General features: G+C 36.2%; 12 protein-coding genes. 3 read left to right on the top strand and 9 right to left on the bottom strand.

Annotation, left to right across the window (positions count from 1 at the left end; translation table 11 throughout):
* Positions 1-598 precede the first annotated feature (598 nt).
* Positions 599-964, top strand: coding sequence for a YugN family protein (locus tag BN1066_RS15275; protein ID WP_077320311.1), 366 nt, complete (start codon positions 599-601; stop codon positions 962-964).
* A gap of 631 nt (positions 965-1,595) precedes the next feature.
* Complete coding sequence (gene ytvI, locus BN1066_RS15270; RefSeq protein ID WP_077320310.1) at positions 1,596-2,654, top strand: sporulation integral membrane protein YtvI; 1,059 nt, start codon at positions 1,596-1,598, stop codon at positions 2,652-2,654.
* A gap of 272 nt (positions 2,655-2,926) precedes the next feature.
* Here ytvI and BN1066_RS15265 read toward each other — a convergent pair whose 3' ends face one another.
* The 7 genes from BN1066_RS15265 to cyoE form a co-directional block, all read right to left on the bottom strand.
* Complete coding sequence (locus tag BN1066_RS15265) at positions 2,927-3,382, bottom strand: DUF420 domain-containing protein (RefSeq protein ID WP_077320309.1); 456 nt, start codon at positions 3,380-3,382, stop codon at positions 2,927-2,929.
* 420 nt (positions 3,383-3,802) lie between these two features.
* Entirely contained in the window at positions 3,803-4,711 is a 909-nt protein-coding gene (ctaG, locus tag BN1066_RS15260; protein WP_077320308.1) for a cytochrome c oxidase assembly factor CtaG, read from the bottom strand.
* A 404-nt stretch (positions 4,712-5,115) separates the two neighbouring features.
* Complete coding sequence (gene ctaF, locus BN1066_RS15255) at positions 5,116-5,430, bottom strand: cytochrome c oxidase subunit IVB (protein WP_077321507.1); 315 nt, start codon at positions 5,428-5,430, stop codon at positions 5,116-5,118.
* Positions 5,431-5,433: 3 nt separating this feature from the next.
* Positions 5,434-6,057: a cytochrome (ubi)quinol oxidase subunit III gene (locus BN1066_RS15250; protein WP_077320307.1), complete on the bottom strand. Its 624-nt coding sequence runs from the start codon at positions 6,055-6,057 to the stop codon at positions 5,434-5,436.
* Positions 6,058-7,911 (bottom strand): cytochrome c oxidase subunit I, encoded by a 1,854-nt coding sequence (gene ctaD, locus BN1066_RS15245; RefSeq protein WP_077321506.1) that lies wholly within the window; start codon positions 7,909-7,911, stop codon positions 6,058-6,060. It abuts the gene before it with no gap.
* A 36-nt stretch (positions 7,912-7,947) separates the two neighbouring features.
* The gene (gene coxB / locus BN1066_RS15240; protein ID WP_077320306.1) at positions 7,948-9,000 is read right to left on the bottom strand and encodes a cytochrome c oxidase subunit II; all 1,053 of its coding nucleotides are present in this window, start codon (positions 8,998-9,000) and stop codon (positions 7,948-7,950) included.
* A 61-nt stretch (positions 9,001-9,061) separates the two neighbouring features.
* Positions 9,062-10,006, bottom strand: coding sequence for a heme o synthase (gene cyoE, locus BN1066_RS15235; RefSeq protein WP_077320305.1), 945 nt, complete (start codon positions 10,004-10,006; stop codon positions 9,062-9,064).
* Between the two features lie 1,247 nt (positions 10,007-11,253).
* On the opposite strand from cyoE, the gene BN1066_RS15230 reads away from it, so the two are divergent.
* Positions 11,254-12,201: a COX15/CtaA family protein gene (locus BN1066_RS15230; protein ID WP_077320304.1), complete on the top strand. Its 948-nt coding sequence runs from the start codon at positions 11,254-11,256 to the stop codon at positions 12,199-12,201.
* A gap of 477 nt (positions 12,202-12,678) precedes the next feature.
* Here BN1066_RS15230 and pyc read toward each other — a convergent pair whose 3' ends face one another.
* Positions 12,679-16,122, bottom strand: a complete 3,444-nt coding sequence (gene pyc, locus BN1066_RS15225) for a pyruvate carboxylase (protein WP_077320303.1) — start codon at positions 16,120-16,122, stop codon at positions 12,679-12,681.
* The gene (locus BN1066_RS15220) at positions 16,089-17,282 is read right to left on the bottom strand and encodes an FtsW/RodA/SpoVE family cell cycle protein (protein ID WP_077320302.1); all 1,194 of its coding nucleotides are present in this window, start codon (positions 17,280-17,282) and stop codon (positions 16,089-16,091) included. Before BN1066_RS15220 ends, pyc begins: the two co-directional genes overlap by 34 nt.
* Between the last annotated feature and the right edge of the window lie 31 nt (positions 17,283-17,313).

Here is a 17,313-nt window from a genome sequence, read left to right as displayed (position 1 = left end):
AAACGTTTTAATTTATCTTGTTCATAAATCTAAGAAATACATGGTGGATATCTTTTCTTTTGAAAGGAGCATCGTCTAGCTTAAGCGCTCAAGTTGTAGCAAACTTCGCGCTTCTTCCTACATACAACATCGGCATCGAATCCAAAGGAAGACCGACTAAAAGCGAGCTTGCCGCTCAAGTATCGGCATACACCTGTTGCGGGGGACATATTTCCTTTATCCCCAATGTAAGAAGTCGTATTCTCTTATTTGAAAAATCTGCTTATTATTTTGAAGCTTTATGAGAGAAGCGTTTTCTAAATTTCCGATTCTTTAGCGCGACAGGACAAGGAAAGCTACGTCAGCGATACTTCGCACGCTGAAAAAGTGTTCTTCTTTTTCAAGGACAAGAAAAGCTTCTTGAATAGACTTCGCACGCTGAAAAAGCGTTTTTCTTTTTTAAGGAGAAAAGCACTCCTTAAATGGAGCTTCCCTTTATTTCGGTTAGAAGTTCTCCAATTTGAACACTGCCAAACGATCACTATTCGCTTTTGTTCTTGAAAGTTGTTACGTTTCATACTAATATAGTATCATGAGGACAAAGAGGTGAGGTGGGAAAATGAAATTAGAAAATACTGGATTAGAGGATCTGGTCATTGACATAAAAGCACTAGATCATATAACGGGAAAACACGCTTTTATCCGGGCAGAGCAATGGGACTATGAGCGTGTGACATACGATTACCGAATTGATTCTTCAGAAAAAAACATTACATACTATATTCGCATTCAAGGTTATGCCATTGAAGGTGATGTTGACCGTGGAAACGCTATTATTAAACTGATGACGCCATTATTAGGAAAACATTACTATCCTCACGGTGTTGAATATGGTGAAGAAGAAAACTTTCCAGATGATATTGTAGAACGAGCTAATCATTTAGTTACTAAATTAAAAACAGAAATCGAGCTACTTAAACAATAGTCTGTGCAGTTATCTTCTCATTTATCATTCAACACAGAATTTTATTATCGAATGCAATGTAAATCACGATCCCTACTCTCCTTGGACTTTGAGTCGGGAGAAAAGGGATCAACTATCCTTTAACTAATTTTAGAGTTAATATTACCGCCTTTTTATATTGATCATATTAGGTGTTACCATAAATGAAACTTCTTTCAGTATTAGTTTTCTACTGATAGAAGTAGAATATAGGCTATCAGCTCGGAAGGCGTTGAAAAACACGATGTTTAACCAAGAAGTCTTACTTATCCTTGAAAAAGAAATGCGACGTATCACTGTCGAGTTTTTCCTATCGACCCGAAGGAATTGGGCATTTAGTGCTTATCCCCACGACTTTTTCGTATTTTCTATAATTCTTCAAGCAGGCATCTTACGGGGGAATAAATACTTCTTTAAGCTACTCTTTTCAACACTTTATTTCAAACTTTCTCCTCCATACCAAATCTTTTAACCTGTTTCATTTACTGCATGATAAAGATAAAGACAATTTTTTTCTATCCAAATTAATTCTTCTGTTCAAACGCGTTGATTAATGCTATATTTTTTATAAGTATGTTATTGTTTGTCTGATGAAAGGAGCTATTTTATTACGTTGTTTCGCAATCTAACTAAACGCCATTTAACATTAATTCTATTAGTTATATTAGTAATTCTATTTTTTATTTTCATTTTACCGATTTCTATTCCATTAATCGTTGCCTTTATAACTGCTCTTTTTCTAAACCCAGTTGTACGGCTCATCCAAAAGCGCTTAAAAGTTAATCGTAAAATATCTGTAACTATCGTTTTCCTATTATTTTTAATCATTTTTGGTGTTTTAGGTACGTTTACTATTACAAGGGTCGTGACACAAGTTGTTAATTTTGTTGAAGATGTACCCGGACACTTCAACGAATTGAATCGGATTTATGAAAATTGGGAAGCCCAACTTCAACAATACACCGATGATTTACCAGATGAATTTGTTAAACAGGTTTCTTCTAGTATTGAAACAAACCTTCATGCGTTAAGTACGACAGCAAAAGAAACCATCACCTTTGAAAGGATTGCGCAGCTTTTTGCTTCAATTCCTCAATATTTAATTAGTTTCATCGTATACTTAATCGCCTTATTTTTATTTATGTTAGAATTACCAATACTAAAAGCAAAAATGTATCAGATGATGACAAAAGAAACAGCCGAAAAGGTCTCATTTATGAATAATCGACTAGCTAGTGTCTTTCTAGGATTTTTTAAAGCACAGTTTCTTGTTAGTCTTATTATTTTAGCAGTCACGTTAATTGGATTGTTCATCATTGTACCAGAAGTAGCGATTATTATGTCTTTAATTATTTGGATCATTGATTTGATTCCTATAATTGGTTCGATCGTCATCCTTGGACCATGGTCTTTATTTATGCTGATGGCTGGGGATACTACTGTGGCTATACAACTGGCTGTATTAGCTGTTATATTGCTTGCTATTCGTAGAACAGTCGAACCGAAAGTCATGGGGCAACATATAGGACTTTCTCCATTAGCAACCTTGATATCTATGTTTATCGGCTTGAAATTGCTTGGTTTATTAGGGTTTATTTTAGGACCACTTATCATTATCGCGTTTACTTCGGCAAAAGAAGCAGGGATAATAAAATGGAAGATTAAAATATAAAAGTATGTGAACAGCACTCTACACGAGGATATTTTGTCTTTCTATCTCTGAGGGGCTTCGCTTTGCGGAAAATAAAGAGCAACAGTTAGAAAGCAACTGCTTTAGATTATAGCATTTGAATATACCCAAATTAATTCTTGACAAACCTTAGAAAAACTTGGCTTGTCGCTAAGTCTTTAGCGAAAGCTGTAGTTTTTCTTATACTATAAACCTAAAAACTTTATACTTTCCTATAGTATAAAAAAGGTTGGAACGTTCTGTTCCAACCTTTTTTAGGTGCCCAAGATGGCCTTAATTAAACTTGTTGTTTCGCCGCCATCATACAAAATATATAATAATAAATATACCGCTATCCCAGTTACAGCAGTAAAGAACCAAATAATGCTAGTTACAGGTCCAACTTTTCTATGCACACTGATTTTTCGTTTGAAAGCTAATATCAAGGTTACAATACCAAAAATAGCGCCTACCGTAGCAAGTATAATATGGAAGATTAGAAAAATCGTATAATAGATTTCCAGGTGATCTGGACCTCCAAAGCTAGTATTTCCAATAAAGATTGTTCGAGATGCGTAAATGATAAAAAACAGCAATGCACTAATTGCAGCAGCTATCATTGTTTTTTTATGTTTTTCTGGTTGACCTTTTATTATAAAACGCCAACCAATTGCTACTAAAATAGCACTTAATATAATAAACGAAGTACTTATCGTTGGTAAAACAGGCATCTAATTCTCCTTTCTCTCTATCTCCTATATATGAAGCCAAACAACAACTTACATACAAACGTACCTCTTGATAACATTTAATTAAAACAAAAACTTCATTCAGTATATTTTTCCTTTATCCCCTACTGAATAAACAGCAGAAACAAAGGTATAAGCGATGTATTGCTGCCGTAGAACTCTGTCCTTGAGAAACCGCGAAGTATCGCTACCGAAGTTTTCCTTGTCCTTTCAACTTGAACGAATCGGGCAGTAGGTTTCCGTCATCTCCCATTTAGACTTCCTTGTATTCTCTATAGCTCTTAAAGCAGAAGTCTTACAGCACGTGGGATAAATATTCCTATTTATGATGTCACTTACTTTTAAATGTTAAAAGAAGGAAACGTTCCCGCCCCTCAATTAGACATAGACAGGAACTATAAATCACTGTATGTGTTGAAGTTCTGCTGGTACTGGATCAATCTTCTTTACACTTTCATCACTAAACCATTTAAAGAATACTCTCCCCAAAATAATACCATACGTCATTTCCTGTATAACCTTCATAATGATTCCACCCAATTGCTGATCTTCCAAGATACTCATTGGTGAAAACATTTCTGGACCACTGATTTGTACAGCAAGTCCATCAAGTACATCTCCAGGTACACACAATGCAAGTGCTTGTAACCAGGCTCCATCTTGAGTATACGTTGCAAATAATGGCTTATCAGCAAATATAATAAGCGCACAAGCCGGTGTAAGCAATACACCATTCGCAAAAATATAAAAGATTTTAACTAATGGACGCATTCTATTTAGTTCTTTAATTGGTGCGAGAACTGGCATCCAAACCATAAAAGCAGCAAATAGGATGATTAAAGAAATAAAAGTATGTGCTAACTGTGATGATTTAGCAAAATTAAACACTGCAGGAATATGGTAAAATGAAAATAAGCCATTAAATAGCAACAAAGAAATTATCGGCTTCGTTAACAACTGAACAACTGGCTTAATAATCGGAGCATATAAAACCTTTCTCCAAATCCATTCTGGAATTCCTTTTATAACAAGAATTGGGAAGACCAAGTAAAATATTGCCATTTGTATCATATGTGCGGTCAACATGATATGCGATAGTAAATCCGTTGGTCCGCCCTTTACAGCATACAACAGTACCATGGCGGAATAAAACATAATTTGCTGTTTAGCTGTTGGTCTCTCTCCTCCGCTAAATTTATGGCGAAATGGCCCGGTTATAAGAAAATATGCCAGTGCTAAACTTATAACAAACACCATAAAGTAGGGACTCCACAGTGCACGAAAACCAAATATCTCTAACTCTAGCCACATGATTATTCACCCCTAAAAAGGATTGTCCTTTTATTATAATTTATTTTGAAAACACTTAAACATTTCTAATTTGACAACTTAACAACAGATTGAATCAACAAAAGCTAGAAGCGCTCGGTTAGTGACGTACAAACGGCAAACCTTTGACAAGTTAAAGAAATGGCAACGGAAAGTACCAATTTAACCTATCGTAGGAAAGATCGAAATTTGCTAGTAACACGAGCGCTTAAACTAGACGAGGCGTCCTAGCAAAAAGAAACAGATACCCTAAACAGTAAAAGTAGAAAAACTTGGCTTGTCGCCAAGTCTTTTAGCGAAAACTGTAGTTTTTCTTATACTATAAAGCCTAAAGTTTTATAGTTTCCTATAGTACAAAAAGATCGGGATGTTCTCCCCCGACCTTTCTACCACCAAACAATTGCTACAAGAGCTGCTATGGTTAATATTGCTGCCCATACACCACTATAAATCATTAAAGCAGGAAACTCATGTCCTTTGTCTTTCATATGCATAAAATAGTAAAATTGAAATCCAACTTGAACAACAGCCATAATAAGCAGCAATGGTACTGCGAACATTTTTTGCATGGAACCAGTCGCTACAATTGCAAAAGCTACTATCGTAAAGCCAATCATTAATATAAATGCAATCAGCTGTCTTTTCATTTCCTCTTTATTTCTCTGCTTTTGAAATGAGTTAAAATTCGTATTGTCTGTCATCATTTAACCCACCTTTCCCATCAAGTAAACAACGGTAAAAATAAATACCCATACAACGTCAATAAAGTGCCAATACAAGCTAAATGTATTGAATTTTGGTGCGTTGTATAAGTTTAGTCCTCGCTTTGCATTCCGAACCAGTAGAGCAATAAGCCAGCTTAGTCCAAATACTACGTGTCCCCCATGAAACCCTACAAGGGTATAGAAGGCGGAGCCAAATGCCGATGATCGAAACGTAAACCCAAAGTCAGTAATATAATGATAAAATTCATAGATTTCACAGCCTAAAAATCCAATACCTAAAAATGCAGTAACAGCAAGCCATAATTGCATCTTTTTAAAATCATTGTTTTTCATATGATACATGGCATAAACACTAGTTAATGAACTGGTTAGTAACAGCATTGTCATAATAAAAACAAGCCCTAATCCAAAAATATCATCACCAGTTGGACCATTTGCTGTTGAGTTACGCAAAGCTAAAAACGTACCAAAAAGACTAGCAAATAATACGGTTTCTCCTCCGAGGAAGAACCATAGACCAAAGAATTTATTTTTTCCTTCCAGTGTTGCTTTTTCCGGCTCCTGTGGCATCGTTTCTGGATTTAAGGAATGGTCATGACTCATCTAGTTCGCCTCCTTTTCAAGTTCTTCCTTGCTAATATAATAGCCGTGGTCGTCTTTTAATGATCGGATTAACATGGAACCTAAAGCGATTCCCATACCAATAAATACCGCTAATAGCCATGTTCTATTATCCGGTTGATAAATAAAACCAAAACCGGCAATCGTAAATCCAACAGACATAACAAACGGCAGAATCGAGCTATTTGGCATATGGACATCTCCAAGCGGCTCAGCAGGCTTTAATTTTCCATTTCCTTCCCGTTTTTCGATCCACAATGGATCCAGACCACGGACAAGAGGCAATTGTTTAAAATTATAATATGGTGGTGGTGAAGATACAGCCCATTCCAGGGTACGACCATCAAACGGATCAGCAGGAGCTTTTTCCCCTTTAGCAGCTGTATAAATAATATTAATTAAAAACAGAATTCCAGCTACTCCCATTAATAAAGCTCCTAGTGAACTTATTAAGTTCCCTAAATCCAAATCTTGATCTTTTAGAAACACCCAATATCGACGCGGCATTCCCATTAACCCTAAAAAGTGCTGAATGAAAAACGTTAAGTGGAAGCCGAAAAAGAATAGCCAAAATGTAATTTTACCTAATGTTTCATTTAAAACTCTGCCAAACATCTTCGGCCACCAGTAATGAAGACCAGCAAAAATACCGAACACTGTTCCACCTACAATAACATAGTGAAAATGAGCGACAACAAAGTATGAATCATGATATTGATAGTCGGCAACAGAAGATGCAAGCATGACTCCTGTCATCCCACCGATAGTAAAAGAAGGAATAAATCCAAGCGCCCATAGCATAGCAGTGCTTACGGTAATATTTCCGCCCCACATTGTCGCCAACCAGTTAAAGATTTTAATTCCTGTTGGAACTGCAATAGCCATTGTTGCTACTGCAAAAATCGAGTTGGCTACTGGACCTAGTCCTGCCGTAAACATATGGTGTGCCCATACCATAAATCCTAAAAATGCAATTAGCATCGTTGCAAAGACCATCGCAGTGTAACCGAATAAACGTTTTTTAGAAAAGGTTGCAAATACTTCACTAAACACGCCAAATACCGGAAGAATCAAAATATATACCTCCGGATGTCCAAATATCCAGAATAAATGCTGCCAAATAATGGAGTTTCCGCCTAATGTAACATCAAAGAAAGCCGAATCAAACATTCGATCAAACATTAATAGAAACAAGCCAACTGTTAAAGCCGGAAAGGCAAGTAAAATAAGTGTGCTTGTTACAAATGTTGTCCACGTAAACAGCGGCATTCGCATATATGTCATTCCCGGCGCTCTCATTGTAACAATAGTCGCCAAGAAATTAATTCCACCCATTAGTGTACCAGCACCGGATATTTGCAAGCCTAGCACATAATAGTCAAGTCCATGTCCAGGTGATTCAGTTGCTAATGGGGTATACGCAGTCCAACCTGCATCGGGAGCATCTCCCATTACCCAACTAAAGTTTAATAATAAACCTCCAAGCATAAACAACCAAAATCCAAGTGAATTTAGAAATGGAAATGCAACATCTCTCGCACCTATTTGTAATGGCATAATGGCGTTCATTAGCCCAAATAACAACGGCATAGCTGCAAGGAAAAGCATTGTTGTTCCATGCATAGTAATCATCTCATTATATAAACCTGCACTTAAAAAGTCATTCTCAGGCTTTATCAATTGAATACGAATTAATAACGCTTCCAGTCCTGCAAGGATAAAGAAAAAGCCCCCACCAATAATATATAAATGTGCTATTTTCTTATGGTCAACAGTAGTTAAATAATCCCAGAGGACTGCACCAAAACCTCTTTTTTGAGCAGTAGCAGTACTCAAATCATAAACCTCCCTTTTAAGTTCCATCCTTTGTTTTTACTCCCCTGCACTCTCTGGTGTTATCTCAGAAGGCTTCAACTGCAGTAGATATTCTGCTATGCTATCCGCTTCTTCTTCAGACAGTTTAGGGTAATTACCTGTCATTTTGTTAGCCGGTTTAATTGACTCCGGATCCTGTAGCCATTTCACCAGATTTTCCTTGGTCGGTTCAAGGAATCCAGCAATTCTTGACCGGTCACCAAAGTTTGTTAAGTTTGGCCCCACTGCTGCCGGCGATGATCCAATTGCATGACACGCCATACAGTTATTTTCCTCAAACGCTGCTTTTCCATCTTGAGCAACTGCATTTTGCGGTTCTGCTTTCGGATCTACGCTTTGCATATCTTCAACCCATTTTTCATATTCTTCCGGACTAACTGCTATTATTTTAAAGTCCATTAAAGAATGGGAAGGACCACAAAGCTCAGCACATTTGCCCCAATAAACCCCTTCTTCATAGGCTTCAATATACATCGTATTTTCATTTTCAGGATTTACGTCCATTTTACCTGATATACTTGGTACCCAAAAAGAATGAATCACATCAGTTGATTTCATATTTAAGAATACTTTTTCCCCAGTAGGGATATATAAATCTTGGCTTGTTTGAATTTCTTCATTTGGATAGCTGAAATGCCACCAATATTGGTTTCCAGTAACATCAATATTAATACCATCTTTTTTACCTGATTCATCAGCTAAATCAAAAGTTGCTGCAACGGTCGGTACTGCTAGAATTAGCACTAAGATAATTGGTATTATTGTCCAAATTGTTTCAAGCTTTTTACTCCCTTCTACTTGGTTAGGGATATAATCCTCCTGCCCCTTCTTTTTACGAAAGCGAATAATCGCAATCAAATAAACAACAAAGACAACTACAAAGACAAATGTCATAATTGCTGTCGATAGAATAATTAAATCCATGGAAGTCTCTGCACCATACCCCTTTGGTACTAGAGCTGTTAAATTTTCCTTACCACAACCAGTTAAAACGACTGCAAGGAAACTTAACAGGGATAACGTTTTAATTTTTCCCATCCAACCTTTCATTACCTATACCTCTCTTTCTTTTCTTGATGCTCCTTATATTTTAAATTCATTAAGGACAATATTAACTAAATGGAGAACTCCAAGTTACTATAACCATCATCAAAAAGAAGATCGTTAAATAGTTTAAAGAATAAACAAACATGATATTAGCCCATTTAATATCGTTTTTAGCATAAAATCCACTGATACCGATTACGAGCCAAACGATATTTAATACGGTAGCTACAATTAAAAATACCGTTCCTAAGGAAGCTAAATAAAACGGCAGTGGTAGTAAACAAGCAATGTAAACAACAATTTGCCGTTTTGTAATTGCAAAGCCATGTACTGCTGGCAACATTGGTATACCTGCTGCTTTATATTCTTTGGATTTTCGCATAGCTAGTGCTAGAAAGTGTGGTGTTTGCCAAATAAACATAATTAAAAACAAAACAAATGGAACAATGTGAAAATTCGGATCTATTGCCGCCCAACCAATTAAAGGTGGAACTGCTCCCGACAAACTTCCAATTGCTGTATTTAACGTAGTTTTTCGTTTTGACCACATCGTATAGAGAACAACGTATACAAACCAACCTATAAATGCAAATAATGTTGCCTGTATAGTTGTAAATAGCAAGAAACCAAACCCAAACGCTGAAGTAAGCATGCCTAAAATGAGTACGGTCTGCAAAGAAATTGTACCGGTTACCGTTGGCCGAGTTTTTGTTCTGGTCATAATAATATCAATATCGACATCAAACCAATTGTTAATTATACATCCACCAGCAATGACAAGTGCACTTCCAAGCATGGTTATAATGAATGTCCCAATGTGATCCATGAATGAAAGTCCACTAAAATATAATGCGAGCCAAAAACCGGCAAACACAGTAATCAAATTGGAATTAATAATACCTATCTTAATTAATGATTTAATATCTGCCAATACTGAATTTGAGCGCTGTTCCCCGGATACTGTAGCATTTCCAACAACGTGTGCAGCTGTTGTTTCAACTTTTCCCATTCCATATCCCCCCTTTAAGCGCCAAAAATAAAAGCATGATGTATGGTTCTTAATGAATTACCATAGATAGCAAACATCATTGTATCATGGAACAGTTTTACATTCTAATAACTGCTTACAAAATAAAGCTTCATTTCTATTTTACTTCATATCTCGTAACCTTTTGTGACTTTTTTGTGAACCATTTGTTACGAATGCGAATAATTATAATTAAAAGTCCCAATATGTACCACCTATTTATCTTCTAAACAGAACTTATCATACTCCCCTCTACACTATTTCTAGCAAACAAACGAAAACATTGCAAGCGTTTTTTCTTTTTAATAGTGAAAATAATAATAGAACATGTTACGATAGATACTGGTTTCCAGAAAAAACAGTCATTGTAATTTGAATACATTCCAATTTTCAGGCGGACCTTCTATAATATAACTTAGTACCTGAAGTGAAAGCAACCATTTGTTTACATTACATATTTATCTGTAACGACTTTATGTCTCCTTAAAATCATTTCTAATTAATTGCTTTTTTTAGGTCATTAATATTATCATTAATTTACTAGCCTTTAAGTAATGTTCTTACTAAATCTAATGAAATAAAATTGAAAACGTTCTACCCTAATTATTTATAATTATCGTGGTCTAACAAGTTAAAAAGAACTGGGTAGTTGAAGTCAAGCTTGTTTGCGGAATGGATGTATTAAAATACGTGCTATTAAAACAAGTTAATGAAGAAGTTCGATGAGTCCTTGAAAAACCGCGATGTCTATTCAAGAAGCTTTCCTTGTCCTTGAAAAAGAAAAACACTTTTTCTGCGTCGGTGTATTGCTGCCGCAGCTTTCCTTGTCCTGTTGACCCAAACGAATCGGGGATTTAGGAACCGTTTTTCTCAGCTTGTTCGTAACATTATAAGCACATTTTGGAAATGAGAAATATACGGGTCCTTACATCCGGGATAAAGAAGATGTGGCAATGTTGCCCATTATAGGAAGAAGATCGAAGTTTACCGTTACTTGATCGTATAACTAGACGACAAAGCTACTTTTAAATGATATCTAACATGCAGAAAACGGATATAAATTTCTAGATAATAAAAAACCCGTTGCTAGATGCAGTGAAAAATTAATTATCTATTATATGTCGTAATAAAAGTTTTAACTATTAGTTATAGATACTCGTTTCCAGCAAATTTAAAAATGGTTAAGAAAACCTAATACGAAAAAAATAGTTTAAAAGTGGAGGCTATAAATAATGAGAATCTTAAAGTGGTTATCTGTAGTTGCAACACTTGGGATGGTCTTTGTGTTACTGGGAGGTGCCTTAGTAACGAAAACAGATTCTGGAGATGGTTGTGGAGATAGCTGGCCATTATGTGAAGATGAATTAATCCCCTCTGAAATAACACCCGAATTAATTATTGAATTAAGTCATCGATTAGTAAGTGGGGTTGTTGGCATTGCTGTAGTTGGTCTAGTAATTTTAGCTTGGAAAAAAATCGGACATGTTCGCGAAGTAAAGTTTCTGTCTCTCTTTTCTTTGTTCTTCTTAATTTTTCAAGCACTGTTAGGTGCAGCAGCAGTAAAGTGGGGGCAGTCAGATGCTGTATTGGCAGCACATTTTGGAATTTCTCTGGTTTCATTTGCAGGTATCTTTTTATTAACATTGCTTATATTTGAAGTAGATAAAAAATTTGATACCACTTCACTTCACATTAAAAAACCGCATCGAGTGGAAATTTACGCAATTACTATATATACGATACTTGTCGTCTATACTGGTGCATTAGTACGACATACGAATGCAAATTTAGTCTGTGGAAGTTGGCCATTTTGTAACAATAATGCGCCGTTAGCGTTTTCAGCCTATTCTGTTCCGCAATGGATACAAATGGGACATCGGCTTGCAGCAGGAATTTTATTTCTTTGGACAGTAATTCTGGCTGTTAGAATGATACGTCATTACCGAAATAACCGTATCATGTCATGGGGTTGGGGAATCTCTTTAGCATTAATCACATTGCAAGTAGTTTTTGGTGCATTGGTAATCATCACTAGATTGCATCTGGGAACTGCACTTTTACACGCTTTATTTATCTCACTTTATTTTGCAATGTTGACTTATTTTATATTATTAGCTAGTAGAAGCAGAAAATATGCGGAACAAATAGATACCAAAGAAAATGTACAATCCCTCTAAGTGAAACAGCTATTACTCTACTATAATATAGGTCTTTTCCTATTTAAATATGAAAGGAAAAGACCTATATTTATCAAAACAAATCACGTTCGCATAATAGTAAAAGTGATCAAAAACATTCTAAATGGAACGGATCTTCTGAGATAGCCTTTTGATATCTATAACTTATTGTGAAAATATGTCACAAATTATGCCAGTTCCATTACTTTAAACGATGGCAGAAAGAGACTTACAGTTTCGTATAGATAAAGTGAAACTTCATTCAGTAGGAGTTTTCTTCCATCTCCTACTGAATGTTAGCTTGAACGAATCGGGCATTTAGGTGCCGTTTTCTCCCACTTAGACCCTTTTGTATCAACTCAAGGCTCTTGAAGTGGGAGTCTTACGGCACCTTAGATGCGGGATAAAGACCCCTTACAAGCAGATCTCTTTGTACCTGTAAGGGGTTAAACTATTTCTTTTTATCATATATTCTATCTATTCAAATACAATCAGTAAGTCATCTACTGCTATGCTATCTCCTTCTTTAACATTCACTTGTTTGATGAGCCCCGTATATGGAGCTTGAACCGTAGTTTCCATTTTCATTGCTTCATTGATAAGTAAATGATCTCCTTTGTTTACTTTATCTCCTTGATTACAAAGCACTTTGAGCACCGTTCCAGGCATTGTCGCACCTATATGCTTTGCATTGCTTTTATCTGCTTTAGCGCGCATTTCTACTTCTGATTGGATACTTTGATCTTTTACAACAATTTCTCTTGTCTGTCCATTTAGTTCAAAATAGACAACGCGTGTCCCATCTTCACGCGGTTCGGAAATAGATACAAGCTTAACAATTAATGTTTTTCCTTGTTCTATTTCTACTTCAATTACTTCTCCACGTGACATACCATAAAAGAAAGTTGGTGTATCTAAAACCGACACATCCCCATATCTACTATGGAATTTATGATACTCCATAAACACTTTTGGATATAGTGCATGTGAGATGAGATCAAAACTGGTCACTTGACGATCCAACGTTTTGAATAGCGTTTCTTTCAATTGGTTAAAGTCAATTGGGTCCAATAATTCCCCTGGACGAACCTTGATTGGTTCTTTTCCTTTTAAAATAATTCGCTGTAATTCTTGTGGAAAGCCTTGGTAAGGTTGTCCAAGATAACCTTGTGCAAATTCAATAACCGAATCTGGGAAATCAATCGTTTCTCCACGCTCGTAAATATCGTCTTCATTTAGATTATTTTGTACCATAAATAATGCCATATCACCAATTACTTTGGATGATGGAGTTACTTTTACAATGTCGCCAAACATATCATTAACCCGTCTATACATTGTTTTCACTTCATTCCAGCGATCCCCAAGACCTACTGCCTTCGCCTGCTGCAATAAATTACTATATTGCCCTCCAGGCATTTCATGCATATAAATCTCAGTATGTGGCGCTTTCATGCCACTTTCAAAATCTCGGTAATATTCACGAATTCCTTCCCAATAATACGACAACTTTTCATATGCATCTACATTTATATTAGGCTGACGCTCATGATCTTCTAATGCATGATATAATGTTTGTGCACTTGGTTGTGAGGTCAAGCCAGCCATTGGACTTGCTGCTACATCAACTGCATCAACACCCGCATCTATCGCCCGAGCGTATAAATAAATTCCGTTTCCGCTAGTATCATGTGTGTGTAAATGAATTGGTAAGTCAACGGTTTCTTTTAAGGTTGTAATTAATTGGTATGCAGCTTCAGGTTTTAATAAACCTGCCATATCTTTAATGCCTAAAATATGTGCACCGGATTTTTCAAGTTCTTTAGCTAAATTTTTATAATAAGACACATCGTATTTAGCGCGCCCAGTATCTAAAATATTTCCCGTATAACACATTGCTGCCTCAGCAATTTTACCATTGTTACGAACGGATTCTATAGCAAGCTTCATACCTTCTACCCAGTTTAAACTATCAAATATTCGAAAGACGTCGATTCCAGCTGTTGCACTCTTCTCAACAAATTCTTTAATTAAATTGTCTGGATAGTTTTTATAACCTACTGCATTACTCGCACGTAACAGCATTTGCAACAATACATTCGGCATTCTTTCACGCAGCTTTAATAATCGATCCCATGGGTCTTCTTTTAAAAAGCGATAAGCAACATCAAAGGTTGCTCCGCCCCACATCTCTACAGAAAACAAATTTGGCAACATTCTGGCGGTAGGTTCAGCAATTCGACATAAATCTTTTGTCCTAATTCTAGTTGCTAATAATGATTGATGAGCATCACGAAAGGTTGTATCCGTTAATAATACTTCTTTCTGCTCTTTCATCCAAGCAGCTAACCCTTCAGGACCACACTCGTCCAAAATTTGCTTTGTTCCTATTGGAATTGGCTTCGATTTATCGATCCGTGGGATTTGCAATTTAGTGAACACAGGCTTTTCTTTATTACCATCTTTATCAACACCATTAACCGTAGTATTCGCAATATACGTGAGCATTTTAGTTCCTCGGTCCTTGCGCTTCGGAAATACGAATAATTCAGGGGTGTTGTCGACAAAAGTGGTATCATAAACACCTGTTAAAAATTTTTTATGCCTAATTACATTTTCTAAAAAAGGAATATTCGTTTTAATTCCACGTATGCGAAATTCTTTTAAGTTTCTGACCATTTTTTGCGCAGCCTGTTCAAAAGTTACTGCCCAAGTTGATACTTTTACTAATAATGAATCATAATGCGGAGAAATGACAGAACCCTGAAAAGCGTTGCCAGCATCTAAGCGAACACCAAAGCCACCACTAGAACGATATGCCATAATTCTTCCAGTATCAGGCATAAAATTGTTCAAAGGATCTTCTGTTGTAATACGACATTGTATTGCATAACCATTTGTCACAATTTTTTCCTGTACTGGAATATCAATGGATGAATCATGTAAATTTCTACCTTCCGCCACCTTGATTTGTGTTTGAACAATATCAATACCTGTGATCATTTCTGTGATTGTATGTTCAACTTGAATACGTGGATTTACTTCAATGAAAAAAAATTGATCTCCAGTTACTAAAAATTCAACCGTTCCCGCATTCACATATTCCACATTGCGCATTAATTTAACGGCAGCTTCACAAATATCTGCTCGTAATTTTTCTGACAACGATGTGCTAGGCGCCACTTCCACTAGCTTTTGATGTCTTCGCTGTACGGAACAATCCCTTTCATATAAATGAACGATATTACCATGAACATCGCCAATAATTTGTACCTCTATATGTTCCGGATGTTCAATCAGCTTTTCTAAGTATATTTCATCATTACCAAAAGCGGCTCTAGCCTCTGACTTAGCTCGGTCATATGCCTCAGCAAGGCCTTCTTTACTGCGGACAATCCGCATACCACGTCCTCCGCCACCTAGAGAAGCTTTAATAATGATTGGAAAACCATGAGAATTAGCAAATTGCTCGACTTCCTCTAATGAATGGACTGGTCCATCACTTCCTGGTATAATTGGCAGCCCTGCTTTTATAGCTTGTTCACGAGCCTTTACTTTATCTCCAAACATGTCCAAGTGCTTGCTTGTCGGACCAATAAAAATAATTCCTTCTTCTTCACAACGTTTAGCAAACTGAATGTTTTCTGATAAAAATCCGTAGCCAGGATGAATAGCATCGACCCCAACTCGTTTTGCTAACGCAATAATTCCTTCAATATCCAAGTAAGCATCGATTGGCTTTTTACCTTCACCAATCAAATAGGATTCGTCTGCTTTATAACGATGATAAGCACTTAAATCTTCTTTTGAATAAATAGCAACCGTGCGAATATTCAATTCGGTACATGCCCGAAATACACGAATTGCAATTTCCCCCCGATTGGCAACTAAAATTTTGTTGATTTGTTTGAGTTGTGCCATGTTTTTCCTCCTTGATATGTGTGTAATACTTTTGTATTATTATACTGCTTTTCTGCTGTGGGTTCCATTTCTCTTTTATTAATTTGCATAGCTATATTATTTAAAATCCCCATTGATGTCAATAATACCAAAAGAGATGAACCACCATAACTTACAAACGGAAGAGGTACTCCTGTAATAGGTAGTATGCCACTAATTGCACCTAAATTAATAAATGCTTGGATCCCTACCATGCACGAAATGCCAATCGCTAACAATGCTCCGAAACTGTCCTTTGCTTTTCTAGATATAAAAATTCCTCGCAGGACAATAATTGCAAGCATACCAATAACAATTAACACACCGATAAAACCAAGCTCCTCTGCGACAATTGCCATAATAAAATCCGTATGTGCCTCCGTTAAATAGCCTAATTTTTGAACGCTTTGACCAAGACCCTCTCCAGTAAGTCCACCATTACCTATAGCAACATACGACTGGATCAACTGATACCCATCAGAGTCAGGAGTTTCAAAGGGTTGGTATGCCCCCGTAAAACGAGCAATACGCACATCTGTAATCATATATGGCAATGCAATCAATACAAACACGATACCAATAAACATTAATAAAACTAAATGCTTCAAGCGTATGCCAGAACTAAAAATGACGGAACAAGCAATCAAAAACACGATGGAAGCTGTCCCAATATCTGGTTGCATAGTGATAAGTGCTAATATAAAACCAGTAATAATAAGAGGAGGTAAAACTGCTCTATTAAACTCATTAATATATTCCTGCTTTTTCGAATATACAGATGCTAAATACATAATTAATGCTAATTTAGCAAACTCTGCAGGCTGAATTCCTAGAATCCAAGATTGAGCATTGTTAACAGTTGAACCAAATAGTAGTACTGCTATTAGTAATAATATCACACCTAAGATAATTAGTTTAATTAATTTTTGATAGTATCTATAAGGAAAAACAGAGCAAACAATAAAGCCTACTAAACCCATTCCAAATCGAACAGCCTGCTGTGTTAAGTAATAAGTTGGCGGGTACCCTTGAACAACAGCAAACACCATACTCGCACTATAAATCATTACTAGACCGAATGCAGATAAAAGGATTGGTGTTATAATCAGTGTATAATCGTAGTACTTTAATTTATCTAACATATTCCTTCTCCCTACTATTATGTAATACAGA

Origin of the sequence: Virgibacillus proomii, assembly GCF_900162615.1 — a bacterium.
GTDB classification, from domain to species: domain Bacteria; phylum Bacillota; class Bacilli; order Bacillales; family Amphibacillaceae; genus Virgibacillus; species Virgibacillus proomii.
The sequence above is the reverse complement of the archived record's forward strand: the minus strand, read 5'-3'. Positions and strand labels throughout refer to the sequence as shown.

What these genes read in the sequence shown, in the direction of transcription:
- BN1066_RS15275 (WP_077320311.1), top strand. Translation starts at nt 599, where the DNA reads ATGAAATTAGAAAATACTGGATTAGAGGATCTGGTCATTGACATAAAA.
- BN1066_RS15265 (WP_077320309.1), bottom strand. Translation starts at nt 3,382, where the DNA reads ATGCCTGTTTTACCAACGATAAGTACTTCGTTTATTATATTAAGTGCT.
- ctaG (WP_077320308.1), bottom strand. Translation starts at nt 4,711, where the DNA reads ATGTGGCTAGAGTTAGAGATATTTGGTTTTCGTGCACTGTGGAGTCCC.
- ctaF (WP_077321507.1), bottom strand. Translation starts at nt 5,430, where the DNA reads ATGACAGACAATACGAATTTTAACTCATTTCAAAAGCAGAGAAATAAA.
- BN1066_RS15250 (WP_077320307.1), bottom strand. Translation starts at nt 6,057, where the DNA reads ATGAGTCATGACCATTCCTTAAATCCAGAAACGATGCCACAGGAGCCG.
- coxB (WP_077320306.1), bottom strand. Translation starts at nt 9,000, where the DNA reads ATGAAAGGTTGGATGGGAAAAATTAAAACGTTATCCCTGTTAAGTTTC.
- cyoE (WP_077320305.1), bottom strand. Translation starts at nt 10,006, where the DNA reads ATGGGAAAAGTTGAAACAACAGCTGCACACGTTGTTGGAAATGCTACA.
- pyc (WP_077320303.1), bottom strand. Translation starts at nt 16,122, where the DNA reads ATGGCACAACTCAAACAAATCAACAAAATTTTAGTTGCCAATCGGGGG.
- BN1066_RS15220 (WP_077320302.1), bottom strand. Translation starts at nt 17,282, where the DNA reads ATGTTAGATAAATTAAAGTACTACGATTATACACTGATTATAACACCA.